This window comes from Sphingomonas faeni (assembly GCF_040407505.1).
GTDB classification, from domain to species: Bacteria; Pseudomonadota; Alphaproteobacteria; order Sphingomonadales; family Sphingomonadaceae; genus Sphingomonas; species Sphingomonas faeni_E.
The window spans coordinates 176,787-197,296 of the sequence record NZ_JAPZPQ010000003.1 but is presented as its reverse complement, the minus strand read 5'-3'; the positions used below and the strand labels follow the sequence as shown (position 1 = coordinate 197,296).

The 20,510-nt window shown below is 65.3% G+C and carries 21 protein-coding genes; 8 read left to right on the top strand and 13 right to left on the bottom strand.

The genetic code is table 11. The features are described from left to right. Positions 1-94: 94 nt before the first annotated feature. On the top strand, positions 95-520 hold the full coding sequence (locus O6X71_RS11695; protein WP_353466030.1) for an organic hydroperoxide resistance protein: 426 nt from the start codon (positions 95-97) through the stop codon (positions 518-520). Between the two features lie 152 nt (positions 521-672). Here the strand turns inward: O6X71_RS11695 and O6X71_RS11690 are convergent, their stop codons facing one another. The 5 genes from O6X71_RS11690 to O6X71_RS11670 all read right to left on the bottom strand — a co-directional run bounded on the left by O6X71_RS11690 (position 673) and on the right by O6X71_RS11670 (position 5,950). Continuing rightward, positions 673-2,793, bottom strand: a complete 2,121-nt coding sequence (locus tag O6X71_RS11690) for a GumC family protein (protein ID WP_353466029.1) — start codon at positions 2,791-2,793, stop codon at positions 673-675. 64 nt (positions 2,794-2,857) lie between these two features. Next, on the bottom strand, positions 2,858-4,213 hold the full coding sequence (locus O6X71_RS11685; RefSeq protein ID WP_353466028.1) for an outer membrane beta-barrel protein: 1,356 nt from the start codon (positions 4,211-4,213) through the stop codon (positions 2,858-2,860). Positions 4,214-4,290: 77 nt separating this feature from the next. Next, on the bottom strand, positions 4,291-4,842 hold the full coding sequence (locus tag O6X71_RS11680; RefSeq protein ID WP_353466027.1) for a polysaccharide biosynthesis/export family protein: 552 nt from the start codon (positions 4,840-4,842) through the stop codon (positions 4,291-4,293). Between the two features lie 104 nt (positions 4,843-4,946). Then, positions 4,947-5,507 carry a glycosyltransferase gene (locus tag O6X71_RS11675; RefSeq protein WP_353466026.1) on the bottom strand — a complete coding sequence of 187 codons (561 nt, stop codon included), beginning with the start codon at positions 5,505-5,507 and terminating at the stop codon, positions 4,947-4,949. Beyond that, positions 5,504-5,950 (bottom strand): hypothetical protein, encoded by a 447-nt coding sequence (locus O6X71_RS11670; protein WP_056061499.1) that lies wholly within the window; start codon positions 5,948-5,950, stop codon positions 5,504-5,506. The genes O6X71_RS11675 and O6X71_RS11670 overlap by 4 nt, the downstream gene beginning before the upstream one ends. Before the next feature lie 412 nt (positions 5,951-6,362). On the opposite strand from O6X71_RS11670, the gene O6X71_RS11665 reads away from it, so the two are divergent. The 5 genes from O6X71_RS11665 to O6X71_RS11645 all read left to right on the top strand — a co-directional run bounded on the left by O6X71_RS11665 (position 6,363) and on the right by O6X71_RS11645 (position 13,684). Beyond that, the gene (locus tag O6X71_RS11665) at positions 6,363-7,088 is read left to right on the top strand and encodes a metallophosphoesterase family protein (RefSeq protein ID WP_353466025.1); all 726 of its coding nucleotides are present in this window, start codon (positions 6,363-6,365) and stop codon (positions 7,086-7,088) included. 177 nt (positions 7,089-7,265) lie between these two features. Further along, positions 7,266-7,538, top strand: a complete 273-nt coding sequence (locus tag O6X71_RS11660; protein WP_353466024.1) for a hypothetical protein — start codon at positions 7,266-7,268, stop codon at positions 7,536-7,538. 539 nt (positions 7,539-8,077) lie between these two features. After that, the gene (locus tag O6X71_RS11655; RefSeq protein ID WP_353466023.1) at positions 8,078-10,633 is read left to right on the top strand and encodes an O-antigen ligase family protein; all 2,556 of its coding nucleotides are present in this window, start codon (positions 8,078-8,080) and stop codon (positions 10,631-10,633) included. Positions 10,634-10,727: 94 nt separating this feature from the next. Further along, on the top strand, positions 10,728-11,429 hold the full coding sequence (locus O6X71_RS11650) for a polysaccharide biosynthesis/export family protein (protein ID WP_082441380.1): 702 nt from the start codon (positions 10,728-10,730) through the stop codon (positions 11,427-11,429). 23 nt (positions 11,430-11,452) lie between these two features. Next, complete coding sequence (locus tag O6X71_RS11645) at positions 11,453-13,684, top strand: GumC family protein (RefSeq protein WP_353466022.1); 2,232 nt, start codon at positions 11,453-11,455, stop codon at positions 13,682-13,684. Between the two features lie 43 nt (positions 13,685-13,727). Here O6X71_RS11645 and O6X71_RS11640 read toward each other — a convergent pair whose 3' ends face one another. Beyond that, a complete protein-coding gene (locus O6X71_RS11640; protein WP_353466021.1) occupies positions 13,728-14,183 on the bottom strand; it encodes a Rap1a/Tai family immunity protein in 456 nt (151 codons plus the stop codon). Between the two features lie 60 nt (positions 14,184-14,243). Here O6X71_RS11640 and O6X71_RS11635 point away from each other — a divergent pair, with 60 nt between their 5' ends. Then, positions 14,244-15,347, top strand: coding sequence for a cell wall hydrolase (locus O6X71_RS11635; RefSeq protein WP_353466020.1), 1,104 nt, complete (start codon positions 14,244-14,246; stop codon positions 15,345-15,347). Between the two features lie 2 nt (positions 15,348-15,349). On the opposite strand, the gene O6X71_RS11630 is transcribed toward O6X71_RS11635, so the two are convergent. The 7 genes from O6X71_RS11630 to O6X71_RS11600 all read right to left on the bottom strand — a co-directional run bounded on the left by O6X71_RS11630 (position 15,350) and on the right by O6X71_RS11600 (position 20,034). Beyond that, complete coding sequence (locus O6X71_RS11630; protein WP_353466019.1) at positions 15,350-16,489, bottom strand: acyltransferase family protein; 1,140 nt, start codon at positions 16,487-16,489, stop codon at positions 15,350-15,352. An 11-nt stretch (positions 16,490-16,500) separates the two neighbouring features. Beyond that, positions 16,501-16,797, bottom strand: coding sequence for a hypothetical protein (locus O6X71_RS11625; protein ID WP_056061473.1), 297 nt, complete (start codon positions 16,795-16,797; stop codon positions 16,501-16,503). After that, positions 16,787-17,209: a hypothetical protein gene (locus tag O6X71_RS11620; protein ID WP_353466018.1), complete on the bottom strand. Its 423-nt coding sequence runs from the start codon at positions 17,207-17,209 to the stop codon at positions 16,787-16,789. The genes O6X71_RS11625 and O6X71_RS11620 overlap by 11 nt, the downstream gene beginning before the upstream one ends. A 96-nt stretch (positions 17,210-17,305) precedes the next feature. After that, on the bottom strand, positions 17,306-18,406 hold the full coding sequence (locus tag O6X71_RS11615) for an oxidoreductase (RefSeq protein WP_353466017.1): 1,101 nt from the start codon (positions 18,404-18,406) through the stop codon (positions 17,306-17,308). Positions 18,407-18,416: 10 nt separating this feature from the next. Continuing rightward, the gene (locus tag O6X71_RS11610) at positions 18,417-19,058 is read right to left on the bottom strand and encodes a heme exporter protein CcmB (protein ID WP_253071691.1); all 642 of its coding nucleotides are present in this window, start codon (positions 19,056-19,058) and stop codon (positions 18,417-18,419) included. Next, positions 19,055-19,597, bottom strand: a complete 543-nt coding sequence (gene ccmA, locus O6X71_RS11605; RefSeq protein ID WP_353466239.1) for a heme ABC exporter ATP-binding protein CcmA — start codon at positions 19,595-19,597, stop codon at positions 19,055-19,057. Before ccmA ends, O6X71_RS11610 begins: the two co-directional genes overlap by 4 nt. Before the next feature lie 26 nt (positions 19,598-19,623). Then, positions 19,624-20,034 carry a metallopeptidase family protein gene (locus tag O6X71_RS11600; RefSeq protein ID WP_353466016.1) on the bottom strand — a complete coding sequence of 137 codons (411 nt, stop codon included), beginning with the start codon at positions 20,032-20,034 and terminating at the stop codon, positions 19,624-19,626. 48 nt (positions 20,035-20,082) lie between these two features. On the opposite strand from O6X71_RS11600, the gene O6X71_RS11595 reads away from it, so the two are divergent. After that, positions 20,083-20,379, top strand: a complete 297-nt coding sequence (locus tag O6X71_RS11595) for a 4a-hydroxytetrahydrobiopterin dehydratase (RefSeq protein WP_055881974.1) — start codon at positions 20,083-20,085, stop codon at positions 20,377-20,379. The last annotated feature ends 131 nt before the right edge of the window (positions 20,380-20,510 follow it).

Genomic DNA, 20,510 nt, shown 5'->3' with positions numbered 1-20,510 from the left:
CGTACATAAACTACTTATCGCGGCAAATCTTACTGGACTTTGGTACCGCGCCTACCTAGATGTTTATCGCGATAACAAATATGGAGATTTCAGCATGTCCGTTGATGTAAAATACACCACCGAAGCTACCGCAACCGGCGGCCGCGACGGCCACGCACGGTCGCAGGACGGTCGTTTCGACGTCGCACTCTCGACGCCGAAGGAACTGGGCGGCGCAGGCGGCGACGGCAGCAACCCCGAGCAACTGTTCGCAGCTGGCTATTCCGCGTGTTTCATCGGCGCACTGAAGGTCGCTGGCCAGCAGTTGAAGGTAAAGCTTCCCGACGATGTCTCGGTGACCGCCAAGGTTGGTATCGGCCCGCGCTCGGCTGGCGGTTTCGGGATCACCACCGACCTGACCGTGTCGTTGCCAGGCATCGACCGCGCCGAAGCCCTGCGTCTGGTTGATGCCGCACACGAGATTTGCCCCTATTCGAATGCCACGCGCGGCAACGTCGATGTCGGCCTGACGCTCGTCTGACGTCCGAAGATCAACGTCACGGGCGTACGTCAATAACAACGTCCCGCGCCCGACCGTGATAGCGTAGTGCTGGATCGGTCAGGCGAAGGGGTCCGTGCGTATTCAGTACGCGGGCGTCTACGAACTCGAGATTTGCGGCGGCGTGGTCATCATCACGCTTCTTGGTAATATTCCGAATATTGCTTCGAATAGTAATAATACGATCCGACTGCCTGCGAACTCGTATCGACCATCGTAAACATCGAGCCGACCAGGTTCGCGCCGTCCGACTTCAGCCATGCAGCGGCCGACGTGACGGCGTGCTTTGGCGTGTTGTTCCAGCGGATCACGAGAGCGACCGCATCGGCCAGGGCCGCGAGGAAGCGACCATCCGCCAGACCGACGAGCGGCGGCAGATCGAGGATGATCGTGTCGTAGCGCTCGGACAGCTGCTCGAGGATCTTCGGCATCAAGTCGTTGCCGAACAGATTCTCGGACGAGAAGAATGGCTTGTGAATGATGATCTGGTCGAGATTCTGCAACCCGCTCGGCTCGATCGCCTCGTCGAGCGTCACGTCGCCGTGGAGCAGTTCGACCAGGCCGACGCCATCGGCCTTGGTCTGCGTGATCATCCGCAACTGCGCACGCCGGACGTCGGCATCGACGATGATCGTCTTGTCCCCGTTCATCGCCATAACGCGCGCGAGTGCCAGCGCGGTAGTGGTCTTGCCTTCGCCCGGCAGCGCCGAGGTAAGCGCGATGATCTTCGGCCGAGTCTGGCCGCGGACGCCGAGCAGCGAGGCGCGGGCATTGCGCAACGCTTCGGAATATTGCGACGTCGGCTTGTCGATCACGATGTCGGCAGGGTGATCCTGCCGGATATTCGGGATTGCCGCGATCAACGGCACGCCCAGCTCGCTCTCGACTTCGTCGATGCTGCGCATGCCGGTGACCAGCATTTCCTGCGTCACGATGACCGCGATGCCGACGCCGAACCCGGCGATGAGCGACAACAGGAACAGCAGCGGGCGGTTCGGCCAGCTGGGCGACTGTGGCGGCTCGGCATTGTCGATGATCTGCGCCTGCGCGATCGAGTTCTGCGCGGCCTGACGCGATTCGAGCGCCATCTGCGACATCTTCTCATACGCGTCGTGCTTGCCGTCGGCGTCGCGCTGGAGGCTGGCGGCGATGACCGAGGCACGGGCGTTGCCGGCCTGCTTCTGTTCGAGTTGGGTCATCGACTGGCGCAGGCTGGCCGCCCGTGCGTCGGCAGCGCCTGCATCGGCGTCGAGCGATCGCACGACGCGACCCATTTCCTTGTTCAGCTCGGCATCGATGCCGGCAACCTGGTCGCGAACCTTGATGAAATCTGGGTGGCGTTCGCCGTAGCGCCCACGGACGTCTTCGAGCGTTTGCGACAAGGATGCGCGCTTGCTCCGCAGATCCTGGATGGTCGCCGACTGGCGGACATCGGAGATCGAGTCGAGCGCGCCGCGGCGGACCTGCTGTTTAGCCGACTGTTCCTTCGACCGCGCTTCGGCAGCAAAGGATTCGGCGGACGCCAGCTGCAATGACAGCGGTGCGACCTGCTGGTCGACGATCGTTCCGGTCTGGTTCGAGGCACCGCGCACGATGCCGGCCTGTGCCTGATACTGCGCGACTTTCTCATCAGCGACGCGGATTTCGGCCGCCAGTTCATCCATGCGCTTCTGGTACCAGGTGGTCTGGCGCTCGGCGGTGCCGATCTTGTTGCCCACCTTGGTATCCAGATAGCCGGTCGCGAATGCATTGGCGATGCGCGCGGCCTTGTCAGCGGATTCCGAATTGAAGCGGATCGCCATGATATAGGTCAGGCGGTCGCGCGCGACGTCGAGGTGGCTGTTGACCGACCGGGCGACGACATCGAGCTTGGCTGCCGGCGACAATGCAGGCTTGCCTTCGGGGGGCGGGCCGCCACCGAATTCCGGATCGTTCAGCAGGTTGAGCCGCTTCACCACGACGCGTGCCAAATCGAGCGAGCGGATCACCGACACCTCGGTCTCGATCGCTTCGCTGGCAAGCTGCGCCTGCGCTTCGCTGGCGGTGCGCGCCAGCGGGTTGCGGCTCGGATCGATCTGGATGCGGGTCACGCCCTGATAGACCGGCGTGATCCGCAGCGTCAGGATGATGCCGATTGCGGCGACCACCGCGGTGATGCCCAGGAGGATCAGGATGCGCCGGCGGATGACATCACGCACCGTGCGGATCACGTCGCTCAACCGGGTCTCGGGCTCTGCCGCGTTCACGACCTTCATGTCAGGATTTTCCTAAGTATCTGGCGGACAGGCCGTTGTTCTTCAATTGAGACATGGTTGCGTCCTATCGTCTGATACGGATCGAGAAACGTGCACGCAACTCGTCAAAAGGATTGCCGAGGCCGACGCCGCTCGGTTTGTTGGATCCGTAGCCGATGTTCGCGTCGAGACCGAGCCATCGTGTGATCTGGTAGCGGCTGCCGACTTCCGCACGATAGACTTGCGTGGAACTCGATCGCTCCGGATACTCGCGCTTGCTGACTTCGCCGCCGACCGTGACGATCAGATTGTACAGAAGTTCGTGATCGACCGTGACTCGAATCCGATTGTCCCAGGAACTGCCTGCGTTGGACAAGTCGACGTCGATCAACCGGCGTTGCAGGAGAATACCGACCGTCGTCAGTTCGCTGGGAAACCAGTCCGCACGCGCCTCGACCGACAGGCCGCTCGTCGTGCGATACGTCTGGCTCGCGTCGAACTTGCGATAACTATAGCCGATGCCGACGGTGCCGCGCGCGACGCCGGCGATATCGAAATTCGATCCGAATACGCCGCGATAGCCGTTCGAATCGCGGTTGGGTGTGCCAAAGGCCTGCGCTAGGCCATAGTTGTTCCGGTCGGCCTCGAGCCGCGCGTAGAGCGACAGGCTGGGGCTGAAGCCGAGTTCATAGGTGCCGGTGCCGGCATAGGTGACGCGATCGCGATACCGCTGGTCACGGATCAACCCGTCGGCAAAGCGCACCGAGCTGAATTCGTACGAGGTGCGATCGATCGTCCCGATCACGCGCGACCGGCCCGAATCGTACGACGTCCGGGTTCCCAGGAACGTTCGCAGATACCGCGACGGCTCGATCAGATTCGCGACGACGTCGGCGGAGAACGGCGACTCGTACGTCCGGTCTGCCTGTGCGTCGAGCCGGACCGTCAGGTCGCGCGTCACGTCGATGCGACCGCTGCCCTGGACGTTCCACGCATCCTGGTTGCGGATGGTCTGCTTGGCGAAACGCCGGATGTCCGCGGCGCCGGTAAGCCGGAACTGATGCACCGACCAGTCGGACGCGACGTTCACATAGGGTTCGAACGACGTGTAGACGTCGGCTTTCTTGTTCGTGTTGTCGTTGAAAATGTTGTCGCTGTAACCGATCGACGTGTTCAGCTGCGGGTTTACGATTAAACTGCCCAGCCGGACGCCCAGCGCGTCATATTCGGGCCGCCCACGTTCGACGACACCCACATTGTGACCGCGATCATAGTCGTCACCGCTGGTTGTCGCCGGCGGCAGCAACAGGCTGCTGGTCTGCGCGGCGGCAACGGCGGGGGTAAGCGCGGACGCTGCTATCAATGTACCGCGAAGCCACAGCGGGGCTGTCCGGTGCCTCGACGCGGCGCGCGTCTGCGTAATGCTGCGTACCCCCGTCATATCGTCCGCGTCCCAGGTCCGGCTCGTCGGAAACAAGCGATAGCGTATCGACCGGCCTGACCGGATCGTGCCCGGTATCAGAAAAACCGCTCCGTCAGACGGATCGTGTCGCCCGGATAGATCCGCAGGTTGGGTGTCAGGACAAATTCCTGCTCATATTGATCGCCGAACCGGCGGATGCGGACCGTCGCCTTGCGCGCACGGGGCGTATAGCCCTGTGCCGTGGCGATCGCATTCAAAGCGGTCAGCCCGCTCAGATAAGGATATTGGCCGGGCGAGCGGACTTCGCCGAGGATGAAGAACGGGCGGTAGGTCGCCACTTCCATGTTCACGCGCGGATCGCGCAGATAGCCATCGGACAGGCGTGCCTGCACCTCCTGCGTGACGCGCTCGATCGGCTTGCCCGCGACCTTCACGTTGCCGATCAGCGGCAGCGATATTTCGCCGTCGCTGCTGACCGAGAAATCGCCGCTCAATTGCGGTTCATTGTAAACAATGACGCGAATCTTGTCGCCGGCGCCCAGTTTGTAAATGTCGTCGTTGGCTGCGCCCTCGGCATAGCGTTCGCCGCTGGAAATGGGGGGCGGTCCGGATTTCGAACATCCGGCAAGCGCAAAGGCGGCTAGCAAGACAAAAGCCGCTCTATTTTTCACGCAAACCCCCATTTACACTGTCAGTTCTTGGCTAACATGCCAATAATAAAGCATCAAGGTAATTTGTTGCATCGCGGTATCTATCGGAGACCGGGCCTGTCAGGCTCACCGGCTCGTTTGCTGGAGAGAAAATGCCGTAGTTGTCGGATCTTGGAGGCCTTGGCGGGTCGATGAACGATCTCCGCCAGTTGCTCGACAAACGCATCCGAGGCGATGGTATTGAGGGTCGGATACGCAGTCAGGTCATCGACCCGCTCGAGTAGCGCGCGCAGTTCGACTTCCGTGTCTGCAGGGTAGATGCCGGGGCGATCGCCAAATTGCCGCAAGGTCGCGAACTGGTGGCCGTTGCGATGTTCGCCCAGTTTGTGGTTTCGCGGCATCACGATGATCGGCTTGCCGAATTCCATCGCGGTGATGATCGATCCCATGCCGGCGTGACACACCATCACGCGACACTCCTGCTGCAGATCGCGGAAGACGTCGTAGGCGACGTGCGCAAAGCTCTTCAGGGCGACCGGGCGGTAGCGGGTCGGACCAACCTGCGCGATCACATCGGAACGACCATGGTCGACAGCCCACCCGTCGACCGCGCGGATCAGGCGATCGAAGGGTAATTGCGTACCGACGGACACCAGAATCACAGGATTTGCCCTAGGTAACGCAGCGACGGGTTCTCGTCGGCGAGATGTTGCCACTGCGCGATTCGCAGATCGGCGAACGGCTTCACGAGGCGCCCCGACAGCGACAATGTTTCACTGTTGGCGATGCTGTCGATCCAGATAGTTCGTGCGCCGAACATCTTGGCGATCATCAGCGCCAGCGCGCCCGGCGCGGCACCGGTCGACACGACCAAGTCTGGATCGAACGCGCGAAAGACCCTCAGCAAGCCAAGCAGGGTAGGTGCCATCGCCCATGCCGAATCCCGCGCGGTATCGGCAATTTCGAGAACCTCGCGGTCGCCGAGCGGGGGCGTCATGCCTTTGGACGTACTGACGAATTGGCAGTCCGCGCCGACGAACGCCGCGCGAAGGCGGTGAAGTTCGATCCAATGCCCACCGGCCGAGGCGACAAGCAGGACGCGCATTGGGGTGCCGCTATCCGGATTTACCGGGAAGCGCAAATGATCGATCGATGCAACGGGCGTATTCGTTCGCCGCGGCGTAGAATCCACCGTGGATGCGGCAGTATCGCTGTCGTTGCCCGGGTTCACGAAGAACCGCTCGGGCAGGGAGCGGGCTGACGTTGATCCGACCTCAGCCACTTTGTCGCGTCCCCATCTTGCGCCACCAGTCCATCGGGATCATGCTCGACTTGGTGCATACCGTCCGTGACTGGCTCTCTTCAATCATCGGCCAGCCCATGGGATGTGCAGTGCTCCACTATCGCAGACTTTGATATTCCAGCAATCGAACCAATTGATCGCAATGGCATATTCAAGTTAGATCGTCGCGCTTCCCCCACGACCTTGCGGGAAACGCTATACCGGAGATGTTGCGTTGCCAAGCACCGATTCTGGTGACCGAATATATGCCATCGGTGACATCCACGGCCGATACGACCTTCTCCAGATGTTGATCGCGCGGATTGGCGAGCATTCCGCAAGTTTGCCGCCGGCCCGCTCGCTGTATGTGGTTTTGATCGGAGACGTCGTCGATCGCGGGCCGCAAAGCGCCGAGGTGCTGATGATGCTCTATGGTCTTCAACGCCAGAACAGCCGCGTCATCGTCCTGCTCGGCAACCACGAAGAGGCGATGCTTCAGGCACTCGACGGCGATCCGGATGCGCTGCGACGCTGGCTGGCGGTCGGCGGCGATGCGACGCTTGCGAGTTTCGGCATCGCTCCCCTGCGCGGCGAGGATGATCCCCGCGACTATATGAACAGCGCGCGCCGGGCGATCCCGCGACGGTTGCTCGCCTGGCTTCGGCAATTGCCGCTCAGCGTCCAGTCCGGAGACTATTACTTCGTCCACGCGGGGGTTCGTCCCGGTGTCGCGCTCGCCCGCCAAGTCCGCGAGGACATGTTGTGGATCCGCCGCGAGTTCCTGCGCCATGAACGCGACTTTGGCGCGATCATCGTCCACGGCCACAGCATCACGACGAACGTCGACATCCGGGAGAATCGGATTGGTATCGATACGGGTGCGTATCAATCAGGCATACTCAGCGCGATCTACCTCGAAGGTGAAAAAAGAGACATAATTGCTGTCTCTTTGCCGAACTGATCGGTCAGATGTGAGCAGTTGCAGCAAATTGTAAGGAATGAACGGGCTTGTTGTAAGGAAGACACCCTTTGTACAATTAATCTAGTTTAACGCACGGTTCGTCTACTTGACTCTTCTGCAAGCAAGTGAGTAACTGAAGTACAGGCGCGAAAACGCCGTTTTCAGGGGTCGAGAAACATGTTCAAAAAGATCATTCTTGGAGCGGCGATCGCTAGCCAGGCATTCATCGGTGCAGCGTATGCAGCACCGGCACGTCCGCAAGCAGTAAGCTTCGACAGCGTGAAGATGGTCGATGCTGCTGGTTCGCCGACGCGCATCGGAACGTCGGCCAAGCGCAAGAACGACATCGCTGGCGCGCCATTCCTGCTGCCGCTGCTCGGGGTCGTTGCCCTGGTTGCAGTGGTTGCGGTCGTCGCCAGCGGTGGTGACGACGACTCCAGCCCGAACTGATCGGCTGACGCGGCCTCGCTAGGCGCGTGATCGCGAGAGTCATTGAGGCGAAGCATTCGAACGAGTGCTTCGCCTTTATCTTTTATGTGCCTTTCAGTGGTTTTTGATCCACGGTCGCGTTCGGTAACGTCAAAAACGTCCGGACGGTGGCGTCGATGACTTGCCGGCTGGGGGCGTGATCTTCGCCAATTGCTGTGGATCGACGAATCCGCACGATCGTCCCGTCCGATTGCGACGATCGGTCGCCTGACGAGCTCACCTGCCTGTCCCAGTCCTTATCGAAGCGGTCCATCGATGGCTTTACGTGACGTACGATCGCTGACGGCAAGCGCGGGATTGCATGACCCGGTGGACATGATCGTCATGCTGTGCCGCAGCGAGCACCATTGCTACAGTGCGTGGGGGCGTTCCGCATGAGCGGCATGGACGCGCGCCGCAACTCTAGAAGAGAGAGTGGCCGGTCTAGCGGACGGTCGAGCGGACGGTCTCGCACTCATAGGTTCGGTTTGTCGGCGCCATGGCGGGGTCATGCGCCGTTGGTGGTGTTCCTGGCCGTCCTGTTGTTCGGCGGGGGCGCGGGCAATGGCTATCCGCTGATCGAACTCGCCGCGCAAATTCTGGCACTTGTCCTGATCGTCCGCGTCGCGCGTCCGACACCCTCCGAAATCAACACGCTTGCGTCCGCGAAGCCCGCCACGAGATCGGTTGCACTGAGCCGCTTCCTGCTGGTGTTCGCCGCTGCGGCGATCCTGCTGGTGGCGCAACTCGTTCCACTACCCGCGGGCTGGTGGCACAGCCTGCCGGCGCGCGAGACGGCGGTACAGATCTTCACGCTACTCGGCTGGACGACGCGGTGGCACGCGTTCAGCATGACGCCCGACACGACGTTTACCGCGTTGCTCACGTTGCTCGTGCCGCTGGCCGCGATGCTGACGGTGGCGACGCTTCCGCTCCAGTCGCGAGTGACAATGCTGAGGCTGATCGTCATCGCCGCGGTGATCTCGACGGTGCTCGCCGCGTTGCAGGTCGCGGCCGGCGGCAGCGCGCCGGTCCTGTACGACACCGCGCATCGCGGATTCGGTGTCGGGTTCTTCGTCAACCGCAATCATCAGGCGACGTTCCTGCTGGTGTCGATCGTCTTCGCGGCGGTGCCGGGCGTGATGGGCACGGGGGCGGCGCGCCGGCTCGGGATGCTCGGCGTCATCGGCTTCCTGTCGCTCGGCATTCTCGCGACCAGTTCGCGCACCGCGTTGCTGTTGCTCCCGATTTCGCTGATCGTCGCATTCGCCCTGGTCGGCGACGTCCGGCGCACCGGCAAGTCGGTCGCTGCCGCCGCCGCGCTCTATGTCGTCGGCGGGCTCCTGTTGTTGCGCACCGATCTGGTCCAGCGCCTGTTCGCCCGCTTCACCACGGTCGCCGAAGAACTACGCTATCAATATTGGGAGAACTCGCTCTACATCGTCCGCGAGACGTTCCCGTTCGGCACGGGCTTCGGCAGCTTCGAGCGAGTGTATCGCAGCGTCGAACCGCTGGGGCAGGTGTCGCCGCTGAGCGTCAATCACGCGCACAATGATTTCCTCGAACTCATCCTCGAAGGGGGACTGCCCGCGGCGATCCTAATCGCTGCGGGATTGATCGTGCTGATCGTCGCGCTCGTATCGGGTTGGCGCCACGCAGGCGAGCGCGGCGCGAGCGACCGGCAGGGCGGAGATCGCCACGCCGGCACGCGTCAGGAGCGCGCGACACTGGTCGCGGGTGGTGCGGCGATCGCGCTGATCCTGCTATTCTCGCTGGTCGATTATCCGCTGCGCATGGCGGGGATCGCAGGCCTGTTCGGCGCCGCGCTCGGCCTGATCGCCGCGGTTGGTCGTCCTCAGTCCCGCACGACCGCGTCCTTCGCCTGGACGCCCTCGACGATAACGATGACGATCGTCGCGGCCATTGTCGGGTTGGCGGCGAGTGGCGATGCGGCGGGTCGCTTCCTGACGTTACGCGGCCAGCCCGCGGCCGCGACGACGGTCTCGCCGTGGTCGGCCAGCGCCTGGTCCGCGTTAGCCAATGCCGAGCAACTCGCCAGCCAGCCAGCCGCGGCACGCGCTGCCGCGGCCCGTGCGCTGGCGATCGACCCGGTCGACGCGGGGGCAGTCCGCGCACACGGCTATGCCGATCTCGCGCTTGACCAGCCGGTTCGCGGCAGCGCGTTGCTGCAGGCGGGCGCCGCGCTAGGCTGGCGCGATACGCTGATGCAATTGTGGCTGGCGGAACGCGCGCTGGAGGTTGGCAGCACCGGTGTCGCCGCGGAGCGCATCGACGCGCTGTTGCGCCGTGCCCAGCTGCCCGACGCGATCATGCCGCAGATGCGCCGCACCTATCTGTCGCCCGGCGGCGTGGACGCGGTCGTCGCGCGCCTCGGCGATGCGCCCAAATGGCGGCAGGGTTTCTTCAACCTGATCGCCAAGGACGCAGCCGAATCGGTGCCGCGCACGCTCGAGTTTCTTGGCAAGCTGCAGAAGGCGGGCGTCACCGCGACTCCGCTGGAAACTACGCTGATCCGCTGGCAGCTCGGTGACAGGGGCGACATCGCCGGCGCGCGTCAGGTCTGGCTCGGGAGCGGTGGCCGCGGGCTGGTCGCGGATGGCGGGTTCGAGGCGTTGCCGTCACCACTGCCGGGTGGGGTCATCCCCTATGCCTGGGGCGCACCGAGCTTGCCGGGCGTACGCGTGATCCCGGCGGATCGCGGCGCGGACGGCAGCGGCCACGCACTGCAGATCGTCTCGGACGGGCTGTCGAGCGGCACCGCGCTGGCGCAGGCGATAACCTTGCCGCCGGGCCGCTGGCGGGTGAGCGCCATGGTTCGCGGTGCCGACGTTCCGGCCACGCTTTCGCTGACATGCGCCGGTCGACCTAGCCCGGTTTCGACCGACGGCATCGCGCTCGACGGGCGAGGGGCGGGCTGGCGGCACATGGCTGGTGTCGTCACGGTCGGAACCGGCTGTCCGGTGCAGATCCTCGGGCTCAACCTGCGCGAGCGTGGTGGGCAACCCGGCGTGTTCTGGATCGATTCGGTTCGCATCGCCGCCGCGGCCGGGCAGTGACGTCCATGCAGGCGCCGGTAACACAGGTTAGACGCTTGACCGAGTGCACCGGGTAGTGCGAGGGTTCGTCATTCCAAAGGGGCAAGATCAACGGATGCGAGCGACCTTGATAGGGGTGGTCGCGCTGAGCGCCATGCTCGGCGCGTGCGCCGACGATAATGTCGGCCCTAACCTCCGAACCGGCGAAGCCGCGTATGAGACGATCCCGGCGCCTGTGGGGGCGCCACGGGTGCAGGATTATCGTATCGGCGCGCTCGATACGCTGGACATCGTCGTGTTCCAGGAAGCCGACATTTCGACGCGTGGGGTCGTCGTCGATGCCGCGGGCGTTATATCGATGCCGTTGATCGGACGGATCCAGGCAGCCGGCAACACCAGCACGCAGCTCGCCGACCTGCTCGCCGCGAAGCTGGCCGAGCGGTTCTACGTCAATCCGCAAGTCACGGTCACCGTCGCCAGTTCGGTTGCGCAGCGCGTCACCGTGCAGGGCGACGTCAAGGAGCCGGGCATCTATCCGATTTCCGGGCCGACCACGCTGCTCGACACGATCGCGCTCGCCAAGGGCGAGAGCGAGGACGCGTCGTTGCGCGAGGTGATTGTGATCCGCTACATCGACGGCAAGCGGATGGGGGCGGTGTTCGATCTGAAGCGCATCCGCCGCGGTGACGATGCCGATCCCGCGATCGCGGCTCGCGACACGATCATCGTCGGTCATTCGACGGGCAAGTCGGCCTGGCATGATATTCTGCGCGCGGCACCGTTGCTCGCGGGCTTCGGCGTCTTCGCGCAATTCTAAGATCACAGGAAGAGAACTGACTCATGGGGAGTGTCGACGTCTCTCAGGGCGCTCTCACGCCGAACGACCGGCGGAACTTCGGTTCGGCCCCTGGGTCGAATTTCGCCGAGCGCGAGGATTTTTCCGTTCCCGAGGGCGAGGAGGACGAACCGGCGATCGATCTTCGCGCAGTCTGGGCGACGATCTTCCGCAATCGCTACATGATGATCGCGATCGTCGGCGTCGCGCTGATGCTCGGCATCGCCTCCGCGTTGCTGATGCCGCGCAAGTACACCGCGCAGTCGAGCATCCAGATCGACCAGCAGGTTGCCAAGGTTCTCGGCACCGAGGATTCGGAGCCGCAGGTCGCCGGCAGTGACGCCGATCGCTTCCTCCAGACGCAGGCGGACGTGCTCAACAGCCGGGCGATCGCGCGCCGCGTTTCGGACAGCCTTGCGCTGAGTGCGAACGACGATTTCCTCAAGCGGATGACCGGCGCGCGCCAGATCGAGATCAAGCCGGGCGATGCCAGCCTTGCCGATCAGGTCGTCGACGTCCTGCAAAGGAACCTGACGATCGACCTTCGCCGCAACTCGCGCGTCGTCCACATCATCTTCACCAGCCGCGACCCCGCGCTCGCCGCAGAGATCGCCAACAGCTACGCGACCAATTTCATCGAGGGGAATATCCAGCGGAAATTCTCCGCGTCGTCCTATTCCCGCCGGTTCCTCCAGAACCAGCTCGGCCTCGCAAAGACCCGCCTCGAAGGGTCGGAGCGCGACCTGATCGCCTACGCCCGATCGGCGCGATTGATCGATGCCAGCGCGGGCGCGCGCCAGCAGGAAGCGGACAACGCGCCGCGCTCGCTCGTCACCGCCAATCTCATCCAGCTCAACGCCGATTCGGCGACGTCGGAGGCCAACCGCCTGCGGACACGTGCGCGGTGGGAGCAGGCGCGTCGGGCGCCGCTGATGTCGCTGCCCGAAGTGCAGTCGAACGAGGCGGTCCAACGCCTGTCGCAGAAGCGCGCCGAGGATATCGCCAGCCTCAGCGAAGTCCGCCGTCGCCTGAAGCCCGACCACCCGGTCGTGATCCAGGCGCTTGCCGAGATCGCCACGCTCGACCAGCAGATCCGCCAGCTTGCGGAGGTAACGCGCAAGTCGATCGAGAACCAGTATCTGACCGCCGAGCGTCAGAACCGCGCGCTCATCCAGCAGGTCACCGCGCTTCAGGGCGCCACGCTCGCCGAGCAGGGCCGCAGCGTTCGCTACAATATCCTGCGCCGCGAGGTGGATACCAACCGCCAGCTCTATGAAGGCCTGCTCCAGCGCTACAAGGAAGTCAGCGCCGAGGCGGGGATCACGACCAACAACGTCTCCAGCGTCGATACCGCCGAACAGCCCCGTCGTCCGACGTCGCCGCGGCCGCTGTTGAACGTCGCGCTCGCGCTGATCGCCGGGCTCGCGCTGGCGATGCTGTATGCGTTCGGTCGGGACTATCTCGACGATTCGATCCGCGATCCGCAGGACGTCGAGCAGAAGCTGCACATCCCGCTGCTCGGCGTCGTGCCCGACACGCGGGGCGATTCGCCGCTCGACGCGCTCAACAATCCGAAGTCGGAGATCGCCGAGGCGTATCACGCGATCCGGACGTCGATCGAGCTGTCGTCGAACCAGGGTCCGCCGCGGTCGATCCTCGTCACCGGCAGCAGCAAGTCGGAGGGCAAGTCGACCACCTCGTTCGCCCTTGCGCGCGACTTCGCCGGGCTCGGCCGCCGCGTCCTGCTGGTCGATGCGGATTTGCGGCGTCCGTCGCTGCACCGCACGCTGGGGATCACCTTGCCCGAGATCGGCCTTTCGTCGGTCCTTGCGCGGATGACCGAACGCGGCGCGTCGATCCTGCCGACCGCGTTCCCCGGGCTCAGCTTCCTGCCGAGCGGGCGGCTGCCACCGGATCCCGCGACGCTGTTCGCGGGGACGGCGATGCAGGATCTGCTCGCCGCGCTGGAGGCGGACTACGATGTCGTGATCGTCGATGGTCCGCCGGTCCTTGCACTCGCCGACGCGGCGCAGTTGACGGCCGCCGCACAGGCCACCGTGTTCGTCGCCGAAGCCTCGAGCGCGCATTTCGGACAGGCACGCAACGCCGTGTCCCGCCTGCTCCGCGCCGGCGGCACCGTGATCGGCTGCGTCATGACCAAGTACAACGCCAAGAAGGCGGGCTTCGGTCAGTCTTACGATTATTACCGCTATCGCTACGACGACGCGTCGAAATAAGCCGAACCGCTGCTCCGGTTTGGGCCGGAGTAGCTAGCGCGGGTCAGGGTTTGCCGCTCCGAGACGGGGCAGGCGGCGTCCCGCGCGAGCCGCTACCGCAGGCATAGCGAATCTTCAGCGCGACGACGACGACCGAGGCTGCTTCGCCGGACAGGTCGGAAGGCTTGTCGCGCAGATAGTCGATGAACGCCTGGCGCAAATCGCCCTGCGGGACATGCCGGGGCACGCAGAATTCGCGCTGGTTCAGCCACGCCTCGTACGCGCGGACCGTGTCATGCACGCCGGTGATATAGGCGAAGCAATAGGACGCGTCGGCCGGCACGTTGGACAAACAGCGCTGCCGCAGCTGCCCCGCGCTGAACAACCCCCCGGCGAGCGGCCCCGCGGATACTTGCGAGGTCGAAGCTTGCGGGGCGGAAGCCTGCGGCACCGGCCCATTGGGTTTCTGGGACTGGACCAACAGCGGCGCGGCGAGCAGCAGGACGAGGGGCATGACCATGATCGCCCGTCGTTACGCGCTGGCGCGGTGCGCTTCAATTCACTAACACCCGACGAAGCAATGGCTCTTCTCGACCTTATTCGGCGACAGGCGCCCGCGTCGCACGAGCCGGCGCCCTCGACGCTGATCCTCGATCCGAACACCGTTTCGTCGCTGCCGCCGGTGCGTCGGTTTCACCTGGGCGTGATCGTGCCCGCCCTGCTGGCGCTGATCCTGATCGGAGGATCGATCATTGTCGCAGTCGTCAGCCTCCGGACGCCGCCGGACAAGACGTTCGACGCGACCGGTGGCACGCGCTGGGCGAGCACCGCGCGGATCGAGGCACCGTTCGCACCGAAGACGATGCGCCCGCTGACGCCCGAGCAGGCGGTGGCCTGGAACGCTGCCGCGCCGACCGTGGCGAAGCGCGTCGAATCGGCGTCCACCTTCGCGCTGCGGACTGGCAAGGCGGAAGATTACAGCCGTTCGCTACAGTGCCTGACGATGGCGGTCTATTACGAGGCGGGCAGCGAATCGGACGATGGCGAGCGCGCGGTGGCGCAAGTCATCCTCAACCGGGTGCGCCATCCCGCGTATCCCAAGACGGTCTGCGGCGTCGTCCTCGACGGATCGCAACGCAGGACCGGCTGCCAGTTCACCTTCGTCTGCGATGGCGCGCTTGGCCGGTTACCGTCGCAGAAGGGCTGGCTGCGCGCCTCGCGGATCGCGACGTCGGCACTGGGCGGCGCGGTGTTCGCCCCGGTCGGCTGGACGACGCATTATCACGCCAACTACGTCGTGCCGTATTGGGCATCAAGCCTGGAAAAGGTCGCGGCGATCGGCGCGCACATCTTCTACCGCTGGAACGGTCCGGCCGGGCGGGGCGGTGCATTTCGCGGCGTCTATGCGGGCAACGAACCGGCGATGACCCTGCCCGCAACCGTCGTTACCCCGACGGCGACGGACGCAGCGGCTACGGTGGCCACCGTATCCGGTGCCGTTGCGCCGAGTGAGCGACCCGTCCTCAGCGGCTATCGCGCCAGCCTGCCCGACGATTCCCCGGTGCCGACGGTCAGCCTTGGCGAACGTCGCGTGCTGCCGCGTGGTCCCGAAGTCGGCGACAGCAGCGCTTCGCCGCCGACTCCAGAGCGCCGCGTCCTGCCGGTATCGCCTACCGCCAACTAACCTCAGGGGGCGACGAGTTCGGCCCTGGACGGACGCCGTCCACGCAACGCTTCCGCGATCGGCAGCTCGATCAGCCGCCAGGACAGCCACCCCACGCCGAAGCACACTGCACAGGCGAGCACCGCCATCGCGAGCAGCGCCGGTAGGCCGGATGCAACGATCGACACGGTCGCCGACGCGAATGCGCCCAGCACGAAGCTGTGCGTGAGATAGATGCTGTAGGACGCATTGCCGAACGCACGCGAGAAGGCCGCGAACCCGTCCGACCGTCGCGTCGTCGCGGGCGTCGTGAGCACGGTCACCGCCACTGCTCCTGCGATTGCCGCCATCGCGACGACCTGGTTCGAGTCGATAGTGGCGACCCCCAGCGCGGCCAAGGCGACGAATGCGATCACCGACATCGGCAGCACCGGCAGGCGGTCGCCGATCCGGTGGCGGACGAGCGCGATCATGATCCCGATCGCGAAATAGGCCATGATCGGCCGCGTGAAGACATAGGCGGCGACCGACATGCCGACGCGGTCGGGTGGCGCATCGATGCCGGTCCCCGCCGCGATGAGCAGCACCAGCACCGCCAGCACGAGGAACGCGCCGCGCCGCGCCAGCACCGCGAGGCCCGCTGCGAACAGGAGGTAGAAGGACATCTCGTAATGCAGCGTCCACCCCAGCTCGTAGATCGGCTGGATCAAACCGTTGGCGCCGCGGTGGGGAATGAACGCGAACGACAACAGGAATTCGGCCACGTTCGGCAGGCGCGCCGCGACAATGGTCCGTGCGCCCATCGCCTGCGCCAGCCAGCCGAACGCCACGATCATCAGCGTCGTCAGATAATAGAGTGGTGCGACCCGCAGGAACCGGTTGCGCAGGAACGACCAGCCCGATGGCGGCGGCCGCTCCTCCCGCAGCGCGATATAGACCATGATGAAGCCGCTGATCGCGAAGAAGGTGGCTACGCCGGTCTGGCCGAGCCGGGTCGTGAAATCGGGCAGGTCATGGGTAATCGCACCGCGCCGGACATAGCGCTCCAGTAGGTGCTCGACGACGACGCCCGACGCCGCCAGTCCACGCAGCAGCTGGAGCGGCGCGATCTGGTCGCGGCCTAGCGCCGCATCGCGGGAGAACAGCCGCGAAACCAGCGGCACGCGCGCGCCAATCACGCCAGCCGCAGCATGACGATGGTCGCGTTCAGCGCAAACCCCAGCGCGACGCTCTTGATCATCTCGCGTGGCGTCACCGGCAAATTGGCATTGATGATCGCCGCGACCAGTGAGGTCGACGCGGCGAACAGCAGCAGCGACCACCAGCTCGGCCAGGTCGCGTTCTTCACATGCGCCCAGTCGGTGATCAGCGGGAGCAGCACCATCAGGAAATGCCCGAAGCACGCCGCCAGCCAGTGCGACAGGAACCGCGGCAGGCTTTCGCCGAGTTCGAGATGCGGATCACCGCTCATCGACGATGCTCCGTTCGTCCTGTTCGGCATGCGCGACCAGCGTACCGATCAGGATCTCGTAATAGGCGGCATTCGCCTCGATCTCGTCGTCGGCGTCCGCCTGCGTCGCGCCGCCCTGTCCCGCCGCCGCCCGAGCCGCGCGGATCTGCCATTCGGCCATGTCGCGCCAGGTCGCCACGTCGCGCGCGGCGATCGCCTGTTGCGCAAGCCCGATCAGGATGACGAACGCGCCGAGCACCGCGACTGCGACTGCCAGGTAGTAGCCATGCGCCCAGATCGCGCGCAGCCAGAAGCCGTAGATGACCGTGACGATCACCACGATCAGCGCCACCAGGCAGATCGCATCGATCAACCGACCGATCCGCTTGGGCCACCGCGATTGGTTGAGGCCATGGTGAAGGGGGTCGGGCACGTCGCGATCCTGTCAGAGAAGATCCGGATCGGCAACCGACCGGAGGTGCTTCGCAAGCGACGCATTCGATACCCGCGCGGCGCCCGGACGGATCGTTCAGATTTGTACAGTCGCGGTCGGTAAGGCGCGGGCTGCGGCGTCCCGCTCGCGATCGGTCAGCGCCAATGCCGTCGTCGCGCCGGTCTTCGCGGACAGGAACGCCGCCTCGACGACCGCCATTACCGCTAGCGCTTCGATCGGCGCGACCGGGTTTTTCGCTGCGCCCCGAACCGCCGCCGCGATTCCACGGTAATAAAGACGCTGATCGCCGGGTATCGCGCGCTGTTCGCGTTGCCCGTTGGCGGCGTGGATCACGAGCGGATCGGGATCCTCGCCCCAGTTCGCGTCGCCCGGGCGCATTCCGCTTAAAAGCTGCGCCTCCTGTCGATCGGCACATCGCTTCGTCATGCTGCCGGCGGTGCCGTGCACGGTGAAGCGGTCGACACCGCCCGCGACCAGCATGCTCGCCTGGAGGATCACGCGGCGCGCGCCATAAGACAGGACGACATGCGCCCAATCGTCCGTCATCGCACCCGGGCGCTGCGCCGCGATCGAGGCCTGCACCCGGTCCGGCAGGCCGAACAGGAGCAGCGCCTGATCGACCAGATGCGGACCGAGATCGTACCAGACGCCGCTGCCCGGCCCCGATCGCTCGCGCCAGCGGTCGCGGACGTCTGGCCTGAACCGGTCGAAATGCGATTCGAAATGCGTGACGTCGCCGACGATACCGCAGTCGATCGCGGCGCGCACGGTCAGGAAATCGCTGTCCCAGCGGCGGTTGTGGAAGACGGACAGCAGCACGCCCCGATCTTCCGCCAGCGCGACAAGCCTGCGCGCTTCGTCCAGGTCGAGCGTGAACGGCTTGTCGATCACGACATGCTTCCCCGCCGCGATCGCGGCCCTCGCGAGCGGTGCGTGCGTCTCGTTCGGCGTCGCGATTACAACGAGGTCGATATCCTCGGCCGCGATCAGCGCATGCGGATCGGGGTGGACCGCCATCCCCGGAAAGTCCGCCTGCACCCTGTCGGCATCGCGCGACGACACCGCGCGAAGCTCGAGCCCCGCGACCGACGCGATCAACGGGGCATGGAAGGTCTTGCCCGAGAACCCGTATCCGATCAGCCCGGCGCGTACGGGGCTGGCTTGCTCGTCGGTCATGCTCATCGCCTCAGTCCATGCCCGCGCGGATCGCCGCCGCCGCCAGGAACGGCGCGCCCGCGACTAGCACCAGGCTGACCGCGGCGAGCAGTTTCACCGCGCCCGCGCCGCCGGCCGGGTCGAGCGATCCCGCGCCGAAGATCAGCAACGGGACCGCGAGCGGCAGCATGACGAGGCCCGTCACTGCCCCGCCGCCGCGCACCCCCGCGACCAGTGCGCTGGTGGCAACCGCGAGCGCGGCAAGGCCAGGCGTGCCGATCAGCAGACCGATCTCTACCCGGAGCAGCGTGTCGGCCGACAGGTTGAGCAGGCCCGCGGCGATCACCGCGGCGAGCATCAGCGGGGGGCCGAAGCTCAGCCAGTGCGCGATCGTCTTTGCGAGTGCGACCAGCGCGAGCGACATCCCGCGGACGACGAACTGGTCGAACACGCCCGCCTCCAGATCGGGACCGACGAGCCGCTCGACCGGCAACAAGGCTGCGAGCAGCGCCGCCGTCCAGATTACCCCGCCACCGATCCGCGCGAGCAACGCCGCGTCGGGGCCGATCGCGAACGGGAACAACGTCGCGACCAGCAGGAAGAACGCGACCACCAGCGTCGCGCCACCGCTCGACACGCTGCGCCGCAGATCGCGACGGATCAGCGCGATCACAACGCGATCTCCTGCGCGTGGGGAAGCGCCAGCGGCAGGTGCGTGGCGACCAGTGCGATCCCGCCGGTGGCGCGGTGCTCCGCGATCAGCGTTTCCAGTCGGGCGATCGACACCGTGTCGAGCCCGTTGGCGGGTTCGTCGAGCAGCCACACAGGCGCCCCGCTGGCGGCAACGCGTGCGATCGACGCGCGGCGGCGTTGCCCGGTCGACAGCAGGCGGACCGGAATGCCCGCGAGCGCGTCGAGATCGAGGGCGGACAGCGCGTGGGCGATCCGGGTATCGGGGGCGGGCGCAGTGTCCAATGCGGCCCAGAAACGGAGCGCGTCGATGAGCGTGCGGTCCGAGTCGAGCGCACTCGCCTCGGTCAGCAACGCCTTGTCCGCGTCACAGGTTACGGCGCCTTCGAACGGCGCGAGCAGGCCGGCGGCGATGCGGATCAGGCTCGATTTGCCGACGCCATTGGGGCCGGTGACGATCGCCGCATCGCCCGGCCCGAGGTCGAACGACACGCCCGAGAACAGCAATCTTCCGCCCCGCATGCACGCAACGTCGCGAAACGCGAGACTCACGTCGCGCTATCCTCCAGCGCGTGCATGTCGTCGTCGCTCAGGCCGAAATGATGGCCGATCTCGTGGATCGTCACATGCGCGACGAGATCGTCTAGTCGGACGCCGGTCTCGATCCATTCCTCCAGGATCGCGCGGCGGTACAGCACGATGCGATCAGGCATCGGCGCGACGTCCATCGACGATTTCTCGCCGAGCGGGCGGCCGTGATACAGCCCCGACAGGTCGAGCGGATGTTCGAGGCCCAGCGCCGCCAGCGTCTCGTCGTCGGCAAACTCCTCGACCGCGAAGACGATGTCGCCGAGATGCTCCGCGAACTGCTGCGGCAGCCTGGCGATCGTCGCGCGGCAGATCGCCTCGATCGTGTCGGCGTCGGGGGCCTCCCCGGATATTGTCGCTTGCCCGCTCATGCCGCCAGCCATACGCGTCGGCGAACTGTTGCGGCAAGGGAGAGCCCGATGATCGAAGCGCTGAACGATACCGAGCGGGCCGAGGCGCTCGATGGGCTCGACGAGTGGGATTACGACGATGCGCGCGACGCGATCACGCGGACGATCGTGTTCGCCGATTTCGTCGAGGCGTTCGGCTTCATGACGCAGGTCGCGCTGATCGCCGAACGCGCGAACCACCACCCGGAGTGGAAGAACGTCTGGAACCGTGTGGAAATCCTGCTGACGACGCATGACGCAGGCGGGCTGTCACCGCGCGATATCGAGATGGCCGAAGCGATCGACGCGATCGTCGGCGACGCCTGAGACTACGGGGGCCTTATAGTACACCCCCCCCGGCGAAGGCCGGGGCACAGGTGGGGGACGAAGCTGGCGGAAGATCGCCCGTCGTTACATCTCTTCCCCAACTGGGCCCCGGCGTCCGCCGGGGGGGTACC